Source organism: Nocardia sp. NPDC051570 (assembly GCF_044454005.1).
Taxonomy (GTDB): domain Bacteria; phylum Actinomycetota; class Actinomycetes; order Mycobacteriales; family Mycobacteriaceae; genus Nocardia.
On record NZ_JBITDI010000006.1, the window covers coordinates 1 to 18,942 of the forward strand.

At 65.6% G+C, this 18,942-nt stretch carries 23 protein-coding genes; 21 read left to right on the plus strand and 2 right to left on the minus strand.

Going from position 1 to position 18,942, the window contains the following annotated elements; all coding sequences use genetic code 11:
* Positions 1-99 precede the first annotated feature (99 nt).
* The 5 genes from ACIA76_RS16185 to ACIA76_RS16205 are packed head-to-tail and all read left to right on the plus strand — an operon-like array spanning position 100 to position 3,467.
* A complete protein-coding gene (locus ACIA76_RS16185; RefSeq protein WP_397152594.1) occupies positions 100-1,146 on the plus strand; it encodes a phosphoadenosine phosphosulfate reductase family protein in 1,047 nt (348 codons plus the stop codon).
* Positions 1,143-1,697 carry a ParB N-terminal domain-containing protein gene (locus ACIA76_RS16190; protein WP_397152595.1) on the plus strand — a complete coding sequence of 185 codons (555 nt, stop codon included), beginning with the start codon at positions 1,143-1,145 and terminating at the stop codon, positions 1,695-1,697. Before ACIA76_RS16185 ends, ACIA76_RS16190 begins: the two co-directional genes overlap by 4 nt.
* Positions 1,694-2,263 (plus strand): hypothetical protein, encoded by a 570-nt coding sequence (locus ACIA76_RS16195; RefSeq protein WP_397152596.1) that lies wholly within the window; start codon positions 1,694-1,696, stop codon positions 2,261-2,263. The genes ACIA76_RS16190 and ACIA76_RS16195 overlap by 4 nt, the downstream gene beginning before the upstream one ends.
* Positions 2,264-2,270: 7 nt before the next feature.
* A complete protein-coding gene (locus ACIA76_RS16200) occupies positions 2,271-2,723 on the plus strand; it encodes a hypothetical protein (RefSeq protein ID WP_397152597.1) in 453 nt (150 codons plus the stop codon).
* Positions 2,724-2,726: 3 nt separating this feature from the next.
* Positions 2,727-3,467 carry a hypothetical protein gene (locus ACIA76_RS16205; protein WP_397152598.1) on the plus strand — a complete coding sequence of 247 codons (741 nt, stop codon included), beginning with the start codon at positions 2,727-2,729 and terminating at the stop codon, positions 3,465-3,467.
* A 48-nt stretch (positions 3,468-3,515) separates the two neighbouring features.
* On the opposite strand, the gene ACIA76_RS16210 is transcribed toward ACIA76_RS16205, so the two are convergent.
* Positions 3,516-3,863: a hypothetical protein gene (locus tag ACIA76_RS16210; protein WP_397152599.1), complete on the minus strand. Its 348-nt coding sequence runs from the start codon at positions 3,861-3,863 to the stop codon at positions 3,516-3,518.
* Positions 3,864-4,066: 203 nt separating this feature from the next.
* On the opposite strand from ACIA76_RS16210, the gene ACIA76_RS16215 reads away from it, so the two are divergent.
* A complete protein-coding gene (locus tag ACIA76_RS16215) occupies positions 4,067-4,339 on the plus strand; it encodes a hypothetical protein (protein ID WP_397152600.1) in 273 nt (90 codons plus the stop codon).
* A 216-nt stretch (positions 4,340-4,555) separates the two neighbouring features.
* On the opposite strand, the gene ACIA76_RS16220 is transcribed toward ACIA76_RS16215, so the two are convergent.
* A complete protein-coding gene (locus ACIA76_RS16220) occupies positions 4,556-4,678 on the minus strand; it encodes a hypothetical protein (protein WP_397152601.1) in 123 nt (40 codons plus the stop codon).
* A 1-nt stretch (position 4,679) separates the two neighbouring features.
* Here ACIA76_RS16220 and ACIA76_RS16225 point away from each other — a divergent pair, with 1 nt between their 5' ends.
* The 15 genes from ACIA76_RS16225 (at position 4,680) to ACIA76_RS16295 (ending at position 18,927) form a co-directional block, all read left to right on the plus strand.
* Entirely contained in the window at positions 4,680-5,123 is a 444-nt protein-coding gene (locus ACIA76_RS16225; RefSeq protein ID WP_397152602.1) for a helix-turn-helix domain-containing protein, read from the plus strand.
* Complete coding sequence (locus tag ACIA76_RS16230; protein ID WP_397152603.1) at positions 5,120-6,427, plus strand: PBSX family phage terminase large subunit; 1,308 nt, start codon at positions 5,120-5,122, stop codon at positions 6,425-6,427. Before ACIA76_RS16225 ends, ACIA76_RS16230 begins: the two co-directional genes overlap by 4 nt.
* 62 nt (positions 6,428-6,489) lie before the next feature.
* A complete protein-coding gene (locus ACIA76_RS16235) occupies positions 6,490-8,106 on the plus strand; it encodes a phage portal protein (RefSeq protein ID WP_397152604.1) in 1,617 nt (538 codons plus the stop codon).
* 18 nt (positions 8,107-8,124) lie between these two features.
* Positions 8,125-9,915 carry a phage minor capsid protein gene (locus ACIA76_RS16240; protein ID WP_397152605.1) on the plus strand — a complete coding sequence of 597 codons (1,791 nt, stop codon included), beginning with the start codon at positions 8,125-8,127 and terminating at the stop codon, positions 9,913-9,915.
* Positions 9,912-10,085 carry a hypothetical protein gene (locus tag ACIA76_RS16245; RefSeq protein WP_397152606.1) on the plus strand — a complete coding sequence of 58 codons (174 nt, stop codon included), beginning with the start codon at positions 9,912-9,914 and terminating at the stop codon, positions 10,083-10,085. Before ACIA76_RS16240 ends, ACIA76_RS16245 begins: the two co-directional genes overlap by 4 nt.
* Positions 10,086-10,190: 105 nt before the next feature.
* Entirely contained in the window at positions 10,191-10,910 is a 720-nt protein-coding gene (locus tag ACIA76_RS16250) for a hypothetical protein (protein ID WP_397152607.1), read from the plus strand.
* Between the two features lie 27 nt (positions 10,911-10,937).
* Positions 10,938-11,828, plus strand: coding sequence for a phage capsid protein (locus ACIA76_RS16255; protein ID WP_397152608.1), 891 nt, complete (start codon positions 10,938-10,940; stop codon positions 11,826-11,828).
* A gap of 85 nt (positions 11,829-11,913) precedes the next feature.
* On the plus strand, positions 11,914-12,342 hold the full coding sequence (locus ACIA76_RS16260; protein WP_397152609.1) for a hypothetical protein: 429 nt from the start codon (positions 11,914-11,916) through the stop codon (positions 12,340-12,342).
* Positions 12,339-12,665, plus strand: a complete 327-nt coding sequence (locus ACIA76_RS16265; RefSeq protein ID WP_397152610.1) for a hypothetical protein — start codon at positions 12,339-12,341, stop codon at positions 12,663-12,665. The genes ACIA76_RS16260 and ACIA76_RS16265 overlap by 4 nt, the downstream gene beginning before the upstream one ends.
* A gap of 14 nt (positions 12,666-12,679) precedes the next feature.
* Positions 12,680-13,021: a hypothetical protein gene (locus ACIA76_RS16270; protein WP_397152611.1), complete on the plus strand. Its 342-nt coding sequence runs from the start codon at positions 12,680-12,682 to the stop codon at positions 13,019-13,021.
* Positions 13,018-13,458 carry a minor capsid protein gene (locus ACIA76_RS16275; RefSeq protein ID WP_397152612.1) on the plus strand — a complete coding sequence of 147 codons (441 nt, stop codon included), beginning with the start codon at positions 13,018-13,020 and terminating at the stop codon, positions 13,456-13,458. The genes ACIA76_RS16270 and ACIA76_RS16275 overlap by 4 nt, the downstream gene beginning before the upstream one ends.
* Positions 13,455-14,228, plus strand: coding sequence for a phage tail tube protein (locus ACIA76_RS16280; RefSeq protein WP_397152613.1), 774 nt, complete (start codon positions 13,455-13,457; stop codon positions 14,226-14,228). The genes ACIA76_RS16275 and ACIA76_RS16280 overlap by 4 nt, the downstream gene beginning before the upstream one ends.
* Positions 14,229-14,248: 20 nt before the next feature.
* Positions 14,249-14,899 carry a hypothetical protein gene (locus ACIA76_RS16285; RefSeq protein WP_397152614.1) on the plus strand — a complete coding sequence of 217 codons (651 nt, stop codon included), beginning with the start codon at positions 14,249-14,251 and terminating at the stop codon, positions 14,897-14,899.
* A gap of 11 nt (positions 14,900-14,910) precedes the next feature.
* Positions 14,911-15,294, plus strand: coding sequence for a hypothetical protein (locus ACIA76_RS16290; protein ID WP_397152615.1), 384 nt, complete (start codon positions 14,911-14,913; stop codon positions 15,292-15,294).
* Positions 15,295-15,312: 18 nt separating this feature from the next.
* Positions 15,313-18,927, plus strand: a complete 3,615-nt coding sequence (locus tag ACIA76_RS16295) for a phage tail tape measure protein (protein ID WP_397152616.1) — start codon at positions 15,313-15,315, stop codon at positions 18,925-18,927.
* Positions 18,928-18,942: the final 15 nt, after the last annotated feature.

Here is an 18,942-nt window from a genome sequence, read left to right on the forward strand (position 1 = left end):
CAGAGACACCGTCGCCGAGCGGCTGACCGAATACCTCGAAGCCACCGCCCAGGAGAGGGCCGCCTGATGGCGCGCGTCCGAGGCTTCATAGACACTGACGTGTACGAGGAGGCGAAGAAGCGGATGCACCGCGTCTACGACCTGTTCGACACGGTCATGGTCGCGTTCTCTGGCGGCAAGGACTCCCTTGCCGCTCTGCACCTGGTGCGCGAGGTCGCGCTGGAGCGTAGCGACACCCGGCCGATCACGGTCGTGTTCCGCGACGAGGAGCTGATCCCCGATCAGGTCATCGAGTTCGTCAACAAGTACCGGCAGCTCGACTGGATCGACCTACGCTGGTACTGCGTGCCGCTGGAGTCGACGAAGTACATCCTCGGCCAGTCCACCCGCTACATCCAGTGGGACCCGGCCCGCGAGCACATGCGGCCCGTGCCGGAGTGGGCGCTCACGCCCGAGAAGCTGAGCCTGCCCGCTGATTTGGTGCTGGACCAGTACACCGCCGACACCGTCGTCTCGCGCGGCGAAAAGGGCAAAGTCGCGATCGTGACCGGGGTGCGAGCCGCGGAGTCCATCATGCGATTCAACGCGCTCAAGGCGAAGCTGCACGACAACTACATCAACGCCACCAAAGACCCCCGCGTCATGACCATAAAGCCACTATTCGACTGGCAAGAGAACGACATCTTCCGGTACTTCTACGACAAAGCCATCCTGTACTGCCCGATCTACGACGCGCAGGTGCTTTCCGGTACACCGCTTCGGGTTTCGACTCCGCTGCACGCCGAGTCGGCGAAGACGTTCGGCCGCCTTCGCGCCTACGCACCCACCTTCTACGAGCAGGTGATCTCGCTCGTGCCGGAAATGGCTGTGCAGGAACGCTATTACACCGAGCTGGACCGGGGCGCGCTCACGCAGCGGTATGGGCAATCGCTCGACGGTGTGCAGGCGTATGTGAAGGAGACCATCACTGACGAGGCACAGCAGAAGAAAGCGCTCCAGGTACTCCGGCGGATCCGGATCACGGCCGCTCGCAACCCTGCCGCCTACCCGCCCGACCACGTCCTCAAGCAATTCATGGCCGGTGCCTACAAACGCACCATCACCCCCCTGACCAAGGCCGACCAGAAGAGAAGGGCCTCCAAGTGAGCAACACCGAAGGTCTTCCGCGCCTGGCGCCGACCCCGGCGGGCGCGAACCCGATCGACCACATTCAGTGGATCCCGGCTGACACCCTAGACCCGAACACCTACAACCCGAATCGCGTACACAAGGCTGAGCTGCGGTTGCTGGAGCGGTCGCTGCTGTCGACCGGCTGGATTCAGCCGCTCATGGTGAACCCGGACCGCATCATCATCGACGGCTTTCACCGTTGGCGGCTGTCTCAGGACTCCAAGTTGGTGCGGCAGCGGTGGAGGGGCCGCGTCCCGGTCGCCGTGCTCGATGTCGATAAGCCGACGGCCATGCTGATGACGATCCGCATTAACCGTGCGAAGGGCTCGCATGCCGCTGTCGAGATGTCGGCCATCGTGCGCGAGCTGCTCGACACCCATCACATGGATCCCGACCAGATCGCGGCCGAGATCGGTGGCACTCGAACGGAAGTCGACCTGCTGGCCCAGGATGGCGTGTTCACAGCAAGGAAGATCAATGAGTGGGCGTACTCGCCGGCTTGGTACCCGAAGGAGTCTGCCGCGTGAGCCGCTTCGACAGTGCCGAGCACCTGTACGACTGGCAACGGTCTGGCCGATTCCCGCGCATTCATGACGACATCTACAACCTGATCCGCTCCGAGGTGTCCCCCGCGGACGGTCCGGTGCTAGATCTCGGCTCCTCCACCGGCCTGCTGGCGCGGCGCCTGCACCGAGCCCAATTCGTGGTTCACGCCGTCGAAGCCGACGCCACCGCGATCGACGCCGGACGCACCGCGGGCACCTATGGGCCGAACATGCCGGTGCGGCATTGGATGCTTACGCCCGGTCAGATGCCGGAGTTCGGCGAATTCTTGCGCGAGAACGGCGTGACAGTCGTTGTGGCGCGGCGAGTGTTGCCAGAGTTGGACAATGCAGGAGTGACGCCCGAACTATTGGGTGCGACGCTGGCGAAAGCTGGTGTGCGACATACGTTTCTGGAAGGACGTGCCCCTCGGCAGGGTTCGAGACACAGGCTAAGCTCAGTTAACGACGAGATTGCTGGATTCGATGAGCGTTGGCAGGCAACGACTTTCGATGGAAAGCATCGCGTTTACCTGACATTGAAGGAGTAGCTCTGCCATGGGGATGTCCACGTACAACGGTTTCGACGGCGAATACCGGCAACGGGTCCAGGACGAACTCCACGCGATGTGGACATCCGGCCTGTGGGAACCTCCGTCGGAATGCGCCGTATGCGCGCAGAGCGACGGTGCGGTCCACGGCCACCTCGAGGACTATTCGCGGCCGGAAACATATGTACCGCTGTGCATCACCTGCCATCTCATTCTGCATATGCGGTTTCGTCAACCGGACCTGTGGGATGAGTACACCGCCTGGGTTCGCGCCGGGCACCGACCCGACCCCCAGACGCAACGCGGCGGCTTCTACGCCATCAAGAAGCGATACCTCGCCGGGCAATCCGAGCATTGGCCCGGCCGGAAGGTGAATCCGGTCCGCCGAGCAACATACCTGGATGCCCTCGCACCCGTGAGGTTCGTCCACCCGAATGCGCCAGCCGACCAACTGCTTTGAGAGGTGATCCCGCTGCCCGCCGTATCCGATGCCTTGTTGTCCGCCTTCGCGCGAGACCTGCGGCGCATTCCGGAGCTGTTCGACCAGCTGGACGTAACGATCACTAAAACCGATGTCACGATCCCTCGCCGCGAGGGATCGGCAGGCAGTGGGCATGACCGCCCACTGATCCTCAACGACCGCGCCAGTGAACAGCGCCGTGCGCTGTTACGTGCCCTCCGCTACGCCGCTACCCCGGTGCCGTACGCGCCACGCGCTCTAACACCGCGAAATGCTGCACTGGCCATCCTCGAGCAGCTCCCACACATCAACCGCGGAACAGGAGCGGAGTTCTGGGTCCGCTCGGTCATGCGCGAGATCACGAAGGCATGGGGAGCCGTGGACGCTCCTGCCGGCCTTCGGTTCTCGGGTTACTGCTTCGATTGCGGGGCTCCTGTCTCCGCGCCTGAGCACCTGCGTACGGTGCCGTGCCGGGTGTGTGGGCGGGAGCATGAGGCGGCCGAGTATCGCGCCTGGATGTGGCAGGAAGCGCAACAGGTTTCGGGCACAGCAGCCGAGGTGGCGCGGCTTTTACCGCATTTCGACAGTGCGCCGATCAAGGAGTCGACGATCTCGAAGTGGCACCAGAGCGGCAAGTTGGCGGGCCACACCGAAGCGGGTGTCACGGTGTTCCGTCTCGGTGACGTCTTGGCGCTACATCGCGCTCGAGGCGTGCGGTCGCGGCCAGTGCCGCTCTCGGCCTGATGACAGAATGCCCTGGACCTGAATCAGTCCGGGGCATTCTGGTTTCGGTCACCTATTGCGTATCCCGTCGATCCAGCGAGCCCAGCGTTGCCGCGATTTGGTTGCGACCGTGTGGTTCTCGGCGTGCGGTTCCGCTGGCTTCGGATCGAGCGTTTCTTCATTCTCGGTTAGGCAGTCGTTGCACGTGTGGTGCATGTCGCCGCAGTCGTCGTCGAGGGCGTGGTCCTCAATCCAGTAGTCGGCGGCGTTGGACCGGCCAGCCGCGCGCAGGAGTTCGGCCAGGGCCTCGACCTCGGTGCACTGCAAGGTTGTCGCGACCGCACGCGAAACGTCGCCCTTGGCAAACATTTCAGCGAATTCGTCTGCGACGTAATTCAGTCTGATATTTGATCGCATTGTTGGTCCCTTTCTCTTCGGGGTGGCGGCCCCTGCTGCTTAACTATCTGCCATAGTACATTAGATTGATGCACTACCCAAGCAGGGTGAACAGGTTGGTGATGTATGACTCGATCGCTTTTTCGGTTTAGCGGAAATCCGTGTATTCACTTAATGTGTAATCGCTCCGACGGCCGCCACCGTCCAACCGAAAGGAACCACAGATGCCCAACCTAAATCCCCGCCTACCCAGCCTTCCCAGCCTGTTCATTCCACGACCGACCAGCATCGCCGAATGGCACCAGCGGCTTGACGAGCGGTACACAGCGGCCCTGGAAGTAGCCGACAACACTGCCGCCATGGCGGAACACTTGGCCAGCCTCGGCGATTACGCTGCCGCGCAATCTCTCTTCGACGAGGCCACCACCTACTTCGAAGAAGCCAAGACCATCGCATCGATGCGCCTGCCCCGGACCGACACAACCGACAGCCCGTGACTCCAATTCCGCAGTATCGCAGCATCGCCGATAAACTCAAGCCGTCGGCGTCGTGCATCCACACCACGCACGCCGGATAGATCCGAGGGCAGCAGCAGGCGAGATAACGCCGCGCGCCCTCAGCAGACGCCCACGCTCCCAGCGCCCCTCGCTGGTCGCAGCGTGGGCGTCTCGCTTCCTCGCCCCTCCCCCGGCAGGCCGCCCCCGCACACATTCTCAACGCTGATTGGCGGATGAGGTCCGGCCGCCGCGGGGACGGGCGAGGGCGGCCAGCTCACTCGGCGCGGCCCCCGATCCGGCCGCCAGGGTGCGCCCGGCGTACGGCAAGGAGGCACCCAAGGTGCCAGGCAAGAGCAAGACCAGCCCCGTATCCATCGACAAACGCAAACGCATGGCGCAAGCGCTTCAGTTGCGCGAGACCGGAGCGAACTATCGGCAGATCGCGAAGGCCCTCGACATCTCGACGTCGACCGCGCACGCGTACGTCGATGAGGCGATGAAGGAACTGACCCGCGAGCCCGCGGAGTCGCTACTCCAGCTCGAACTATCTCGCCTGGACGCGATGCTGCTCGGCATCTGGCGACAGGCATCTCGCGGCGACTTACAGGCGATCGACCGTGCGCTGAAAATCATGGAGCGCCGCACGAAGTACACCGGTCTCGACCAGCTGGCCGTACTGAAGATGGCGCAGGACGGCAAGGACATGCCCGCCGTGGACGCGTGGCTGGACGCGATGCTCGGCAGCGGCGCCAGCGACCTCGACAACCTAGGTGAGGCGGCGTGACCGCGATCCGGCCGCTCGTCGGCAAACAGCGTCTCGCCGTGGCGAACTCGACCGCTCGCCTGAATGTGTACGAGGGAAGCGTCCGCTCATCGAAAACGATCTGCTCGCTGATCGACTGGATCCGCTACTGCCGCAAGGGGCCGCCCGGCACGCTGCTCATGACCGGCCGCACCGAGCGCACGATCATCAACAACCTGGTCCTGCCGATTCAGGACATGCTCGGACCGGGCCGTGTCTCGATCAACCGAGGCAACGGCACCGTCAACATCTGCGGTCGTACAGTGATTCTCGTCGGCGCGAACAACGAGGCCGCCCGCACGAAGATCCAGGGCCTCACCTTGGCCGGGGCGTACGTCGACGAAGCGCCGACCTTGCCCGAGAGCTACTGGAACATGTTGTTCTCCCGGCTCTCCGTACCGGGTGCGCAGATGTTTGCGACCGGCAACCCGGAGTCGCCCCGCCATTGGTTCAAGACGCAATGGCTCGACCGGGCGAAGTTCTGGATTCAGGACAACGGCAGCATCCTGGACCGCCGCGCCGACTACGCGCGGCTCCAGGCCGGCGATCCGGACCGGCCCTTGGACTTGCATCGGTTCACGTTCATCTTGGACGACAACCCGAACCTTGACCCCGACTTCGTCGCCTCGCTGAAGTCCAGCTACACCGGCGTTTGGTACCTGCGATTCGTGTTGGGCAAGTGGGTTGTTGCCGACGGCGCGATCTACTCCGCGTTCGATGAGGCGAAGCACCGTGTTCCGCACAAGGAGCTTCCGCCGATGTCGCGGGTGCTGGCGATGGGCATCGACTACGGCACGACGAACCCGACCGCCGGAATCCTGCTCGGGCTCGGCGTGGACGGTCGGCTCTATGCCATTGACGAATGGGTACCGCCGCGCGGCACCGACGCGGAACTGTCTGCGGCACTGTCGGAATGGCTGCGCGACACCAAGCATGACCCCGAATGGGTGTTCGTCGACCCGGCCGCCGCGAGCTTCAAACTCCAGCTGTACCGCGACGACACCGCCCGCGTCGCCGACGCCACCAACGAAGTGCTCGACGGCATCCGCACCGTCGCCGCCCTGTTCTCCACCGGACAGCTGCTCATCTCCGATCGCTGCGAACGGCTGCTGACCGAAATCCACGGCTACGTCTGGGATTCCAAGCAATCGGAGAAGGGCTTCGACAAGCCGGTCAAGCTCGACGACCACTTCTGCGACGCGCTGCGCTACTCGGTCGCGTCCTCGCAATTCGCCTGGTTCTCACAACTACGGACCCCGATCCCCGCAGCCAAGGAGGCAGCGTAGACATGCCGTTGCCTAACGCCAACACACCGTGGCCGCCCCGCCACCTCGCACCCGCATTCCAGATGTTCGCCACCTGTCAGGTGTGGTGGGAAGGCGACGCCGAGAAGCTGTCCGCCAGCCACGGCGAGCCCGCCCGCACAGGGTTGAGCAGCACGCTGCGCAATCGGATCAAGCGCCTGTTCTGGGGCACCAAACCCGATGTGTCGAACCAGATCCGGCAAATCCATATCCCTGTCGCCGCCGACATCGTGCAGACCGCCGCGTCGCTGCTGCTGCCCGACCCGGTTGCGTTCCGTATCGCCGCCGACGACGAGGACGCCAACGACGAGGCCCGCGAACGGGTCGACAAGATCCTCAACTCGCCGCAGATGCATTCGGCGATGCTCCAGGGAGCCGAGGCCGGCTCGGCACTCGGTGGCGTCTACGCGCGCATCGTCTGGAACGCGGCGGTCAAGGATCACGCCTGGCTCGACTTCGTCGACGCCGATCAGGCTGTGCCGGAGTTCATTTACGGCGAGCTATCCGCAGTGACCTTCTGGGAGGTCGTCGACCAGAACGAAGCCGAAGACCGCGTGCTGCGCCACCTGGAACGGCACGAGCCCGGCTACATCGAGTACTACTCCGACGGCACACAGTCGCAGGTCTACGGCCGCATCTATCACGGCCTCTACGAAGGCACGGCCGTGACACTCGGCCGCCAGATCGACTTGACCGAACACCCTGAGACCAAGGGCATTCCGGTCAACGAAGAGGGCTACGTCGACACCGGCAGCGCGAACCTGACCGCCTTCTATTTCCCGAATGCACTGCCCAACCCCATGTTTCGTGGGAAGGGCACACTTCAGCACTTCGGCCGCTCCGATATCGGAGACCCCGCCGTCATCGGCCTCATGGACCAGATCGACGAAACCTATTCGTCGCTGGCGCGGGACGTGCGCCTGGCCAAGGCCCGGCTCATGGTCTCCGAGCACCTGCTAGAGGTGAAGGGGCCGGGCAAGGGCTCGACGTTCAACGTCGAGCAGGAGGTGTACGAGAAGGTCGGCGGCGTCCCCAACGGCAACCCCGTGATCGAGGCGCACCAGTTCGCGATCCGAGTCGACGACCACCTCCGCACCGGCGAAGGGTTCCTGCGCGCGATCCTGCGTCGAGTCGGGTTCTCCCCGTACACGTTCGGTCTCGCTGACGATTCCGCTGCGGCGATGACAGCGACCGAGGTCGACGCGAAGAAGGACGCCAGCACCGCGACGTTCAAGGCGCGCTCTGGAATCTGGAAGTCCGTCCTCGCGCGGGCCGCCCGCACGCTGATCGAGGTGGACGCCGCTGTGTTCGAGACCGACGCGGTCCTGAGCCAGGAACTCGAAGTGCACTGGCCGCCCGCCGCCCGCGAATCGGTCCAGTCCAAGGGACAAACCCTCCAGTCGATCGAATCCGCGAAGGCGGCCTCGACCGAGTGGAAGGTCCGCTACCTGAATCCGGAATACGACGATGTCCAGGTAGCCGACGAGGTGGCTCGCATCCTCGACGAAGGCGCGGTCGCTGACCCGCTGATGCTGGGCGCGGACCAGCCATTCCCTGAGCCTGACCCCGACACCGAGGACCAGGCCGACGAGCCCGCCGACGAGGCAGAACCAGCAGACGACACCGGAGACGACGGCGACGGGTTGCCGTTCGCTGCATAACGGAAGGCAGGTGTGCTCATGGCATTCGAGCCCGCCGCCGTCGCAGGACTGCAAGACGGAGTCGCCCAGATCTACGCCGATGCCGAAGTGCAGCTGCTCGCCCGCGTCGCCAAGGCGATCGAGAAGGGCATCGACACCCCGCAGTGGGTGAGCGTGCAGCTCGGCGAGATGGCCCGCCTGTCGAAGGAGGCACGCGGGTTCCTGCTGTCCCTCGATCCGCTTGTCGCACAGCAGATCGAGGCCACGCTACTCGCCGCGCACGCAACCGGAGTCGCTGCCGCCGACAGCGACATTCCGGGGCCGCCGTCCAGCGCCCCCGCCCCGGTCATCTCCCAAGAAGCGGTCGCCGCCCTCGCAGCGGAAGCCACCGCGGCTGTCGTGTCGACGCATTCACAGATCCTGCGATCGACAGTGGACAGCTACCGGCAGGTCGTCGCGGATGTGGCGGGCCGCGTCGTGACCGGCGTCGGCACACGCCGTGAAGCGACCCAAGCCGCCCTCGACCAGTTCGCCGCGCGCGGGATCAGCAGCTTCCGTGACAAGGCCGGACGGAACTGGCGCATCGACACCTACGCCGAAATGGCCGTCCGCACAGCAGCTCTGCGCGCTCTGAAACAGGGCCATACGGACCGGTTGTTGGAGCGCGGATACGACCTGGTCGTCATCTCCTCGCATCCCCGCCCTGCCCCGCAGTGCAAGCGGTTCGAGGGCCGCATCGTCTCGCTGACCGGCCGCACCCCGAATGGCAAGGTCGAAGCCACGTCCCCGCTCACTGGCACCCCTGTCACAGAAACAGTGGTTGCGTCCATGCGGGAAGCGGAGAGCGCCGGCCTGCATCACCCGAACTGCAAACACACTCACACCCTGTGGGTTCCGGGCGCACCTCGCCCGAAGGTCGAACCGTACGACGAGCAGGGATACGCCGACGAGCAGCAGCTTCGCCGCATGGAACGGCAAGTGCGCGAGGCGAAACGGCAGCAAGCCGCCGCCATCACCCCGGACGCGAAGAAGGCCGCCACGGCGAAAGTCCGTGCACGCCAGGCCGCGATCCGCGACCACGTCGACCGGACCGGCGTCACTCGCCGCCCGAACCGCGAGCGGCTGCGCGACGGCGACGCCAGCAACGCGAACACGCTGACCACGCTGACCCGCAACCCGAACCCGCCCGGACTCCCGGCCAAGCCGCCGGTGACCCAGGCGCAGGCGAAGCTGACGCGCCGCAAACGCGAGCTCGAGCAACTGGACGACAAGGAACTCGCCGACCTCGCCGAGAAGGCCGTCAACGACCTCGACATGGATCTCCTCGACCGCATCGAGGCCGAGGACCAGCACCGCAGCAAGCTCGCCGCCAAACGGGCCGAACGGTGGGCCAGATATGAGCGCAAGTACGACGAGCTCATGGCCGACGGCTGGGACCACGAATCCGCCGTCGAGAAGGCTTACGGCATCTCGGTGAAAGCCCAACGCTCCCAAGCGGCTATCTCGATGCTGCGCGGGCAAGGGTACGAGGGGAAGTCGTTCAACGACCTGGCCCGCCACGCGTTCAAGGACAACGCCTACACGCACTGGCTCTCGGCCGAGGAAGCCACGAACGGCTACATGCTGTCCAAGGCCGGACAGGCCGCCGGGGTCGACCCACGCTCGCTGTGGTTCGGAAACGCCACGACCGCCGAGAAGTACGCTTCCGAGGAACTGCGCGCCTACTGGGACCAGCACAGCCGCCCGACACTCGACGAGTTCAAAGCCGACCTGCTCGACCCGCAAGAAGCCGACCGGATACGAAGCGCGAGAGGGGATTTCCTGCGATGAGCGGACGCGACCTCCACCGCGCCTATCAGGAAGGCCAGGCCGCCGCCGGACAGGCTGACGCCGTCAACCCATACACCCCGGCCCCGGCCGGAAGCCCGCGAGAACTACTCGCCCGAATGTGGCTGCGCGGCAGGCTGAAACACGCACTCGACGTGCCTGCCGCCGACTAACAGCCACCACCTCATACCGACGCCCCGCCCTCGCTGGCGGGGCGTCTTTCGTGCACCCGCCCGGAGCGGACGCACCAATCACCCAGCACCCCAGGAGGGTTCGCCATGTCCACTGCCCAGCCAGCCACCGACGTGACCACCGCACCCGAGGGCGACGACGTCGACACCGACACCGACGCCCCAGAAGCGCCGCAGGGCGACGAACAGGGCGCAGGCAAGGTCGATGCCCCGGAGGGCGATGAAGGCACGGCCGATGAGCCGACGGGCAGCAAGGCCGACGATCCGCGGCTGCGATCCGCGCGGAACGATGCCGCGAAGTACCGCACTCGCGCCAGCAAGGCCGAAACCGATCTCGACGCCTTCAAAGAGCAGGTCGGCAAGCTGTTCGGTTTCGTCTCCGACGACGACGCCAACGACCCGAAGAAGCTGACTGCCCAGCTTGAGGCAACGGTCAAGGACGCCAACGAAGCTCGCGTCGAGCTGGCCGTCTACCGCGCTGCCGGTAAGGACCTCGACGCCGAAGCGCTGCTCGATTCCCGCACATTCGCTTCGGTCGTGTCCAAGCTCGACCACGCCGCCGATGACTTCGCCGCCCAGGTGGCCGCCGAGATCACCAAGGTCGTCGAGAAGAACCCGACGAAGTTCCGTCTCGCCGCCGTCGCCGAGCCGCCCAAGCCGCCCAAGCGGTCCGGCTCCGACACCGGCAATGGCAAGGGCGAGAACTCCGGTCAGCTCACCTACGCGCAGTACCAGGCCCTTTCCCCGGCCGACCGCGTGAAGGCGGTCAAGGAAGGCCGAGCCAACCAGATTCTCGGCCGCAAGTAACCCGCACCCTCTTCAAGGAGTGGCCACATGGCTATCAACTTCATTCCCGAGTTCTGGTCCGATCAGGTCCTCGTCCCGTTCGAGGCTGACCTGGTCTTCGGTCAGCCCAAGGTGGCGAACCGCAAGTACGAGGGCACTATTCGCCAGAAGGGCGACACCGTCCACGTCTCGTCCATCGGCGACCCGACGGTCAAGAAGTACGACAAGAACACCAACCTCGACGTCGAGGATCTGTCGGACGCAGAGACCGCGATGATCATCGACCAGGGCGACTACTTCGCGTTCCGCGTCAACGACGTCGACGAGCTGCAGTCGGCTGTGAACTTCGAAGATCCGGCCACTGCCCGCGCCGGTTACAAGCTTCAGAACCAGGTCGACCTGTTCCTGTACAAGCAGCTCACCGCTGGTGTGCTGGCGGGCAACCAGCTGGGCCGCATCACTGTGACCGAAGGCGAGCCGGAGAAGGCGACCGCCGGTCAGCTCAGCGTGTACCGCGTCGCGGTGAAGCTGCGCGAGAAGCTCGACCGCGCCTCGGTCACCAAGAATGGCCGCTACCTGGCGATCCCGCCGGAGCTGCTGTCTCCGCTGCTGCTCGATGAGCGTTTCATCAGTGCCGACAAGCTGGGCAGCGTCGGCCCGCTGCTCAACGGCACCGTCGGCCGTATGGCCGGTTTCGACATCCTGGAGTCGAACAACATCAACAAGGTCGGTGGCGCGGGCGCGGCCAAGGACGACTACGTGATCGTCGCGGGTGTCTCCGAGGCCCTGTCGTTCGCCAACCAGCTGTCCAACGTCGAGACGATCCGCGACCCGAACCGGTTCGCCGACATCGTGCGTGGCGTGAACATCTACGGCGGCAAGGTCTTCCGCCCCGAGGGCCTTGCCTCCGCGTCGGTTCTCGTCGCTCCGCCGGCCTGATCCACCGTCATTGAGTAGCGCGCCCCCAGCCTGCGGATAACGGGCTGGGAGCGCGCTTTCACCTTATCCACGAAGGGGTTTCGACGTGCTGACATACGCCACGCTCAACCAGCTCGCCGAGCATGTCAGCGCGGCGCAGCTGGACCAGCTCGCCGACGGCGACGCCGCCCGCTATATCCAGGAAGCCACACAGATTGTGCGGGCTGCCACGAAGAACGACATGTACGACGCGACCCCGGCCGGTATCCCCACAGATCCCGTGCTGGCCGACGCTCTCACCGTCGCGACGTGCGTGCAGGTGCGCGAGTGGATCCGCAACGCCATCAACCCGCTCGCAGGTGCGGCCGGACTCGCCCCGACGGTCGCTTCCGCGTCCACAAACGGATCGTCGGTCAGCTATACCAACGCCGACCAGGCCGCCGCCCGCGCACGGCTGCTCACCGAGCTGGCCGACGCCGCCCGCACCGAGCTGCGCAATGCCGGGCTCGCTTCCTCAAAGGTGGCCCGGCGATGAATGACCCGCTCGCGATGTTCTGGCGCCACTGGGTTCTGGTGCGCCGCTACGTCGGCAACGGCGCGGCCGGACCGGAGTACGAAACGCCGACCGGCGAGCGCTGCAACGTCGCCTCCAAGCGGCAGGTTGTGCGCGATGGCAGCGGAGACGAGGTCACCTCGTCGACCTCGGTTGTGTTCCCTCCGACGGCCGCCCCGATACCGCCCGGCTCAGAGGTGACACTGCCCGCTGAATTCGGCGGAGGCACTGCGGATGTCGTGTCCGTCTCCGTGTCCCACGCTGGCCCGCCATTCCCGGACACCCAAGTCGTCTACCTCGAATAGAAGGAGGCCGCGCGATGGCGCTGTCGATGCGATGGGACGGCGAGCAGGTCTCGGCCGCCGCCCGCGAGGGTCTGGAAAAGGGACTGTTCGAGGCGGCGGAAGTGCTGCTCGCGCAAGCGAATGCGCTCGTGCCGATCGAAGAGGGCACCCTCCAGAACTCCGGCACCGCCGAGGTGCGCGACGGTAAGGCCCGCGTCGGATTCAACACGCCGTACGCGCTGCGCCAGCACGAGGACCTGACCCTTCATCACGCGAACGGCCGCACCGCGAAGTACCTGGAGAAGCCGCTCAACCAGTTCGGTACGGAGCTGGAAGCCATTGCAGGAGCGGCTATTACGAGACGGCTCGGATCATGAGTGCCGACACCGGCCAGTTCGTCGACGCGCTGGCCCGCTACCTCCACAGCGCAGGTATGGCCCGCTACCAGTCGGTCGGCGCATATCCCGACGGCGATACCCCGGCAGTGTTCTTCAACCTGCTGCCCGCGAAACCAGAAGCGGCACTGGCGGTCACCGTCTATGACGAGCTGTTCGACCGCGACGACCACAACCCGGACCTGTACGTACAGCTGCGCTGGCGCACCGCAGGCAAGGACCCGCGCGCCGTCGACTCCGCCGCAGACGCCGCCAGCCGCATCCTGCACGACCAAACACATCTGACCTTTCCCGGCGGAGTGCGAGTGCTGCTGTGCCTCAGGAAGGTTCGCGGCATCACCACCCCGGATTCCAACGGCCGCTATGAGCGCGCCGACTCCTACGTTTTCACCCTCAACCCAGGAGGCACGACACCGTGACCACTCTCCAGGCCCCCAACTCGGCCGGTATGGCGACCGCGCTCGCCCGCGACTACGCCGTCCAGGTAGACATCAACTACGGCACCGCCCAGTCCGGCACCCCCGAGTGGGTGTTCGTCATGGGCCTGAACAAGGTCTCGCCGTCCAACGACATCACCCTCCAGGACGACGGCGATATCCACTCCAACGGCCGCAAGTCGCAGATCGCGACCGCCATCGGCGAGAACCTGGAAATCGCCGGCCTGCGTAAGGGCAATCTCGCGGCGGGCTTCGTCGCTGACCCCGGTCAGGAGAAGCTGCGCAGCCACGGCGAGGACATCGGTGCCGCGAACACCGCACACGTCCGCTACTGGCGCACCGACGGCATCGACGAGGCCAAGGAAGGCTACTTCGCCGCGTCCTGGGTGTCGGCTGCCGACGACAAGGAGGGCCTGTACGGCTTCACGTGCACCCTGACCGGCAAGGGTCAGCACAAGAAGATCGCGAAGCCGACCGCCCCGACCGCGAAGACCATCACCCTGCCGAGCGGTTCGACCGGCGGCACCTTCACCGTCACCGTGGACGGCCAGAGCACTCCCGGCATCGCCTACAACGCGACCGCGGCTGCGGTGAAGACCGCACTGGAAGCTCTGTCGACCGTCGGCGCTGGCAAGGCCGAAGTGACCGGCAGTGCGGGCGGCCCCTACACCGTGAACCTGCCCGGCACCGTCTCGACCGTGACCGCATCGGGCACCAGCCTGACCCCGTCGGGCATCGTCACCGTCGCCTGACCCCCGGAAAGGCACGCATCGTGCAGGAATTCGACGAGTTCCTAGACCCGGACCTGTATCTGCCGGTGCGCGGCCATCAGGTGCGCATTGCATCCCCTTCCGCCTGGGACGGGCTGCGACTGCGCAGGCTCCTCGCCGATCTCGACGCGCTCACCCCCGAGGTGGAGCGCGTCGAGGTTCGGCGGCTGCTGGGCGCAGCATGGGACCAGCTCGACCGGCTAGGCGCGGACTCAACCATCATCGCCCTGGCCGGGCGTACGGCCCTGCTGCATTTCGGCAAGAGCCCCGACGCGGCGGCGGCGTTCTGGAACGGCGAGATCGACCCCGACGGCGACGGTGAACCTGGTGTCGCCGTGGACACTTCAGCACCCGGCTATCTCGGACCGGACGACCCGGGCGGCGGCCCCGTCGACCCGGCGAGCGGACTGCGCGCCTGGTTCAACCCGCCGGAGATGGCCCCGGTCAACGCCATCTCTCCCACCCTTTCGTGGCGAGAAGTGCTTGCGTGCTGGCGCGATATCGAACTCGACATGCACTCCGCATACGGAGTGGACGTCAATTCTGGTGTGCTGCATGACCGCCCGTGGCGCTGGCTCGAGGTGCGCATCCGCGACCTCGCCAGCTCGCCCGGCACGCGGCTACACCGCGCAATCCTTCCCCCAACCGTGTGAGGACTACACCTATGGCCGCGCTGCGCGACCTATCCGAGTTCTACGATCCGGACCTCTCGCTGCCCATCGGCGGCGTCATCTACAAGGTCAAGAGCCCCGGCATCACAGAAGCCGACCGGCTCCGACTGCTCATCATCGACGAAACCCTCTCCGCAGCAGACGAATACGACGAAATCATCAAGATTCTCGGCCCCGCCCGCGAACAGATGGCACGCAACGGCGTCGCGGACACCATGGCGATGCACGCGGGCCGCACCGCGCTACTGCACTTCGGCGGAAGCCCCAGCATGGGCCGCGCCAACTGGCAGTTCGCCCAGCTCGCCGACTTCGTCGACATCCAGGCACTTCTCGACTCCAAGGCCGACGACGAGGCGGAAGCCAGTCACGCCGACTAACTTTGAACGGAGCCGAACATGCCAACACGTGTCGGCGAAATCTACGCCGAACTCACCCTTGACGACACCCGCTTCCAACGCCGAATGGCCAGTGCTGAACTGAGCTTCACTGGCCTGCGCGGCGCTGCCGAACGGGCCGCCGGTCAGATCGACAACAGCTTCCGCAACACCGGCTCCAGCATCGAACGAGGCGGACTCGGCGCACGCAACGCCGCCCGCGATATCGGACGAGTCGGAGACGCCGCACAAGGCGCAGCGCGCGACGTCGACCGCATCGAACGGTCAGCAGGGCAGGCCGCCAGCGCAACTCGGCGAATCGACCTGCCCGCCGGCCTGGCGCAATCGGCGACGCGCGCCTCAGAAGCGCTCGGCCGACTTGGAGAACGCGCCACAGGCGCGGCCTCGACCGGCTCGTCCTTCGGGGACTCGTTCGTCGGTGGCTTCGCAGGAAAACTCCAGGGCCTCGGCGGCAAGGGCGGACCTATCGCGATGGCGCTGGTCGGCGTCGCCGGTATCGGCCTCGCGGCGGGTGCCGTGCTGGCTGGCGCGATTAGCGACGGAATGCAGATGGAGAAGGATCGCGACTTCATCCAAGCCCGCCTCGGCGTCAACGAGCAGACGATGCGTGTCATCGGAACCGCTGCGGGCGAGGCGTTCTCGAACGGCTGGGGCGAATCGGTCACGGCCAACATGGAGACCATCCAGGAGGCCATGCAAGGCGGGCTGCTCAACGGCGAGGAATCCGCCACCGAGATGCAACCGTTGGTGGAGAAGCTGACCGCCGTCAACGAACTCATCGGCGGCGACATGGAAGCCAGCGTCAAGGCTGTCCGTGGCCTCATCCGCAACGGTCTGGTCGCCGATACCGGCGAAGCGTTCGACCTGATCATCAAGGGCTACCAGCGCGGCGCTGACGCGGGCCACGACATGCTCGACACTATCGGCGAGTACTCCAACGGCTGGAAGAACACTGGATTCACCGGCCAATTCGCTATGGGCCTGATCTCGCAGGCCATGGAGAACGGTGTCGACGTCGCGGACCGCGCGGGCGACGCGATTCGCGAGTTCGGCCGACGAATGACCGAGGAGCCGGACAAGATCAAAGAGGCAATCACCAGCCTCGAACTGCCCGCTGAGGACCTGTTCGACCAGCTCAAGGAGGGCGGCAAGACCGGCGAGGCCGCCTTCGACCAGATCTTCGACGCGATCCGCCAGGTGAAAGACCCCCTGGAACGCAACCAGATCACGATGGCCCTGCTCGGCGACACCGCAGGCGATTTCATCGACTCGTTCGGCCAGTGGGACCCCTCCAAGGCGGTCGCCATGCTGGGCGATGTCGCTGGCGCCGCTGACAACGCGATGACGACGATGGGCGACAATGCGGCCTCCCGTTTCCAGGCGGCCAAGAACTCGATCACCATGTCTGCCGATGACATCAAGCTCGCCCTCGGCGAAGCGTTCGGCCCCACGCTCCAGCAGGTCGCCGACTGGGTCTCGACCCACAAGCCCGAGATCATCTCGTTTTTCACCAACCTCGCTGACGCCGGACTCGCCTGTCTCGACGGACTGATCACCTTCGCGTCGGGCGCACTGCGCGCGTTCGCGTCGATGCAAGAGGGGATCGGCAACGCCCTCGGTGGCGCGCTGAAGGGCCTCGGCGGCTTCTCGGAGAAGCTGGGCGGCATCATCAAGCACATCCCCGGTATGAAGGATGCGGGAAAGGCGATCGAGAGTGCTGGGTCTGCGACCCAGCTGTACGGCGAATTCGTCGACGGCGCAGCCGACAAGGCCCGCGCACTGGCTGACACGCTCGACAGCGCCAAGCCGAAGATCGACGGCATCCGGGACTCGGTTCGCAACGCTGGTGAACAGGCCGCCGGAGCGGCTGAGATGACGCGCCTGTTCGGCGGCACCGTCGAAGCGATTCCAGATGACAAGGAACTGGTCGTCAAGGCGCTTACCGACGAGGCCAAGGCGCGGCTGGAAGAGTTCGGTTTCAAGGTCGAGCACCTGCCCACCGGGGAATCGAAGATCACCGCGAATACCCAAGAGGCGCAAAAGACTCTGGACGCGTTCGTGGCCCAGAACAACGGCAAGAAGATCACCACCTACACGACGAACGAGATCCAGGACGTTCGAGTGCAGGCGACACGGGCAGCTGGTCTGGACCCGAATCAGGGTCTCGTACAAGGCCCTGTGGTCATGCCCGACGGCACGGCGCACGCGGGCGGCAGTGTCGACCTGGACCGGTACGCGGACGGCAAGCTGCCCGATACCGCTGAAATCAAGCCAGCCACAGGGCGTTTGGTGCAGTGGGCAGAGCCGGAGACCGGCGGCGAGGCGTTCATTCCACTCGCACAGTCGAAGCGCACTCGCTCGGTGTCGATCCTGTCCGACGTGGCCAATCGATTCGGTTACGACCTCTTTCGGTTCGCGGACGGCGGTATCACCGGCCAGGTCGGCAAGGCCGGTCTGGATGAGGCCACTGCGTTCGCCAAGCGAATGGCCGGAGTGCGTTACCAGATGGGCGGTTTCGGCCCGGACGGTTTCGACTGCTCGGGATTCGTATCCGCGGTGGTCAATGAGGCCATAGGCCTGGACGCATACAGCTCGCGGATGGCCACAGCGACCGAAGGGTCATGGCTGACCGGCCTCGGCGCGCAGCTGGGGCGCGGTGAGCTGGGCACCCTGCGGATTGGCTGGGTCAACGGTGGCCCCGGTGGCGGACATACCGCCGGAACCTTCCCCGACGGAACGAATTTCGAGTCCAACGGGTCTGACGGAGTGGTCATCGGCGGCAAGACCGGCGCGGACGACCCGATGTTCACCGACCACGCATTCTTCGTGCTGGGCGGCGACGCGGGAATGAGTAAGGGCCGCCCGTCAACGCTGGAAGGCAAGAACGGCAGCAAGTCCGATCCGTCCGCCAGCTCAAGCGACAGCGTGATCGGCGGCAGTGACGGCACCCGCGTCTACGTCACGAACTGGCCGGATTCGTTGGGCGGCAGGACAACCGAGCGGACACCTCTGGCCAGCTTCTCGGCACGGTTTTTCGCCGACGGTTCAGAGAATCACGTCGCGCAGATCGCCAAGGGCGGCGACATGCGGGTGTGGGCCGAGCCCGAAACCGGTGGCGAGGCATACATCCCTCTCTCTGCCGCTAAGCGCGCCCGCTCCACTGACATCCTGCGCAAGGTCGCCGACCGATTCGGATTCTCCCTCAGCCCGTACGCCAACGGCGGTTTCGGTGGTGTGGGCAGCTCCGGAGACGGCGGTGTGCACACCGGCTCGTGGAGCGTCATCACTCAAGGCGGCCAGGGCGATATCCCGTTGTCGACCCCCGGCAAGTCCGGCGGGCTCAATGGCAGCGCCCAGGACGCCTACCGGGCGATCAGCCTCCTGGTAGGCGGCGCGCTCGCGCTGCGGTCCGGCTGGGACGAAGACGGCAAGTTCGTCGGCTTCGACACCAGCAACACCGCCATCCCGGGACTGGACGGCCAGCTGGAGGAGCTGGGCTCGAAGCTCGACGAGATCGTCGCAGCGGCCCAAAAGCCCAACCCCGTAGAGGTTTCGGTCGACATCGACTCCGGGGCACGCACCGCGAACATCAACATCACCAAGCTGGGGCTCTAGGGCTCCGGTTTCTTC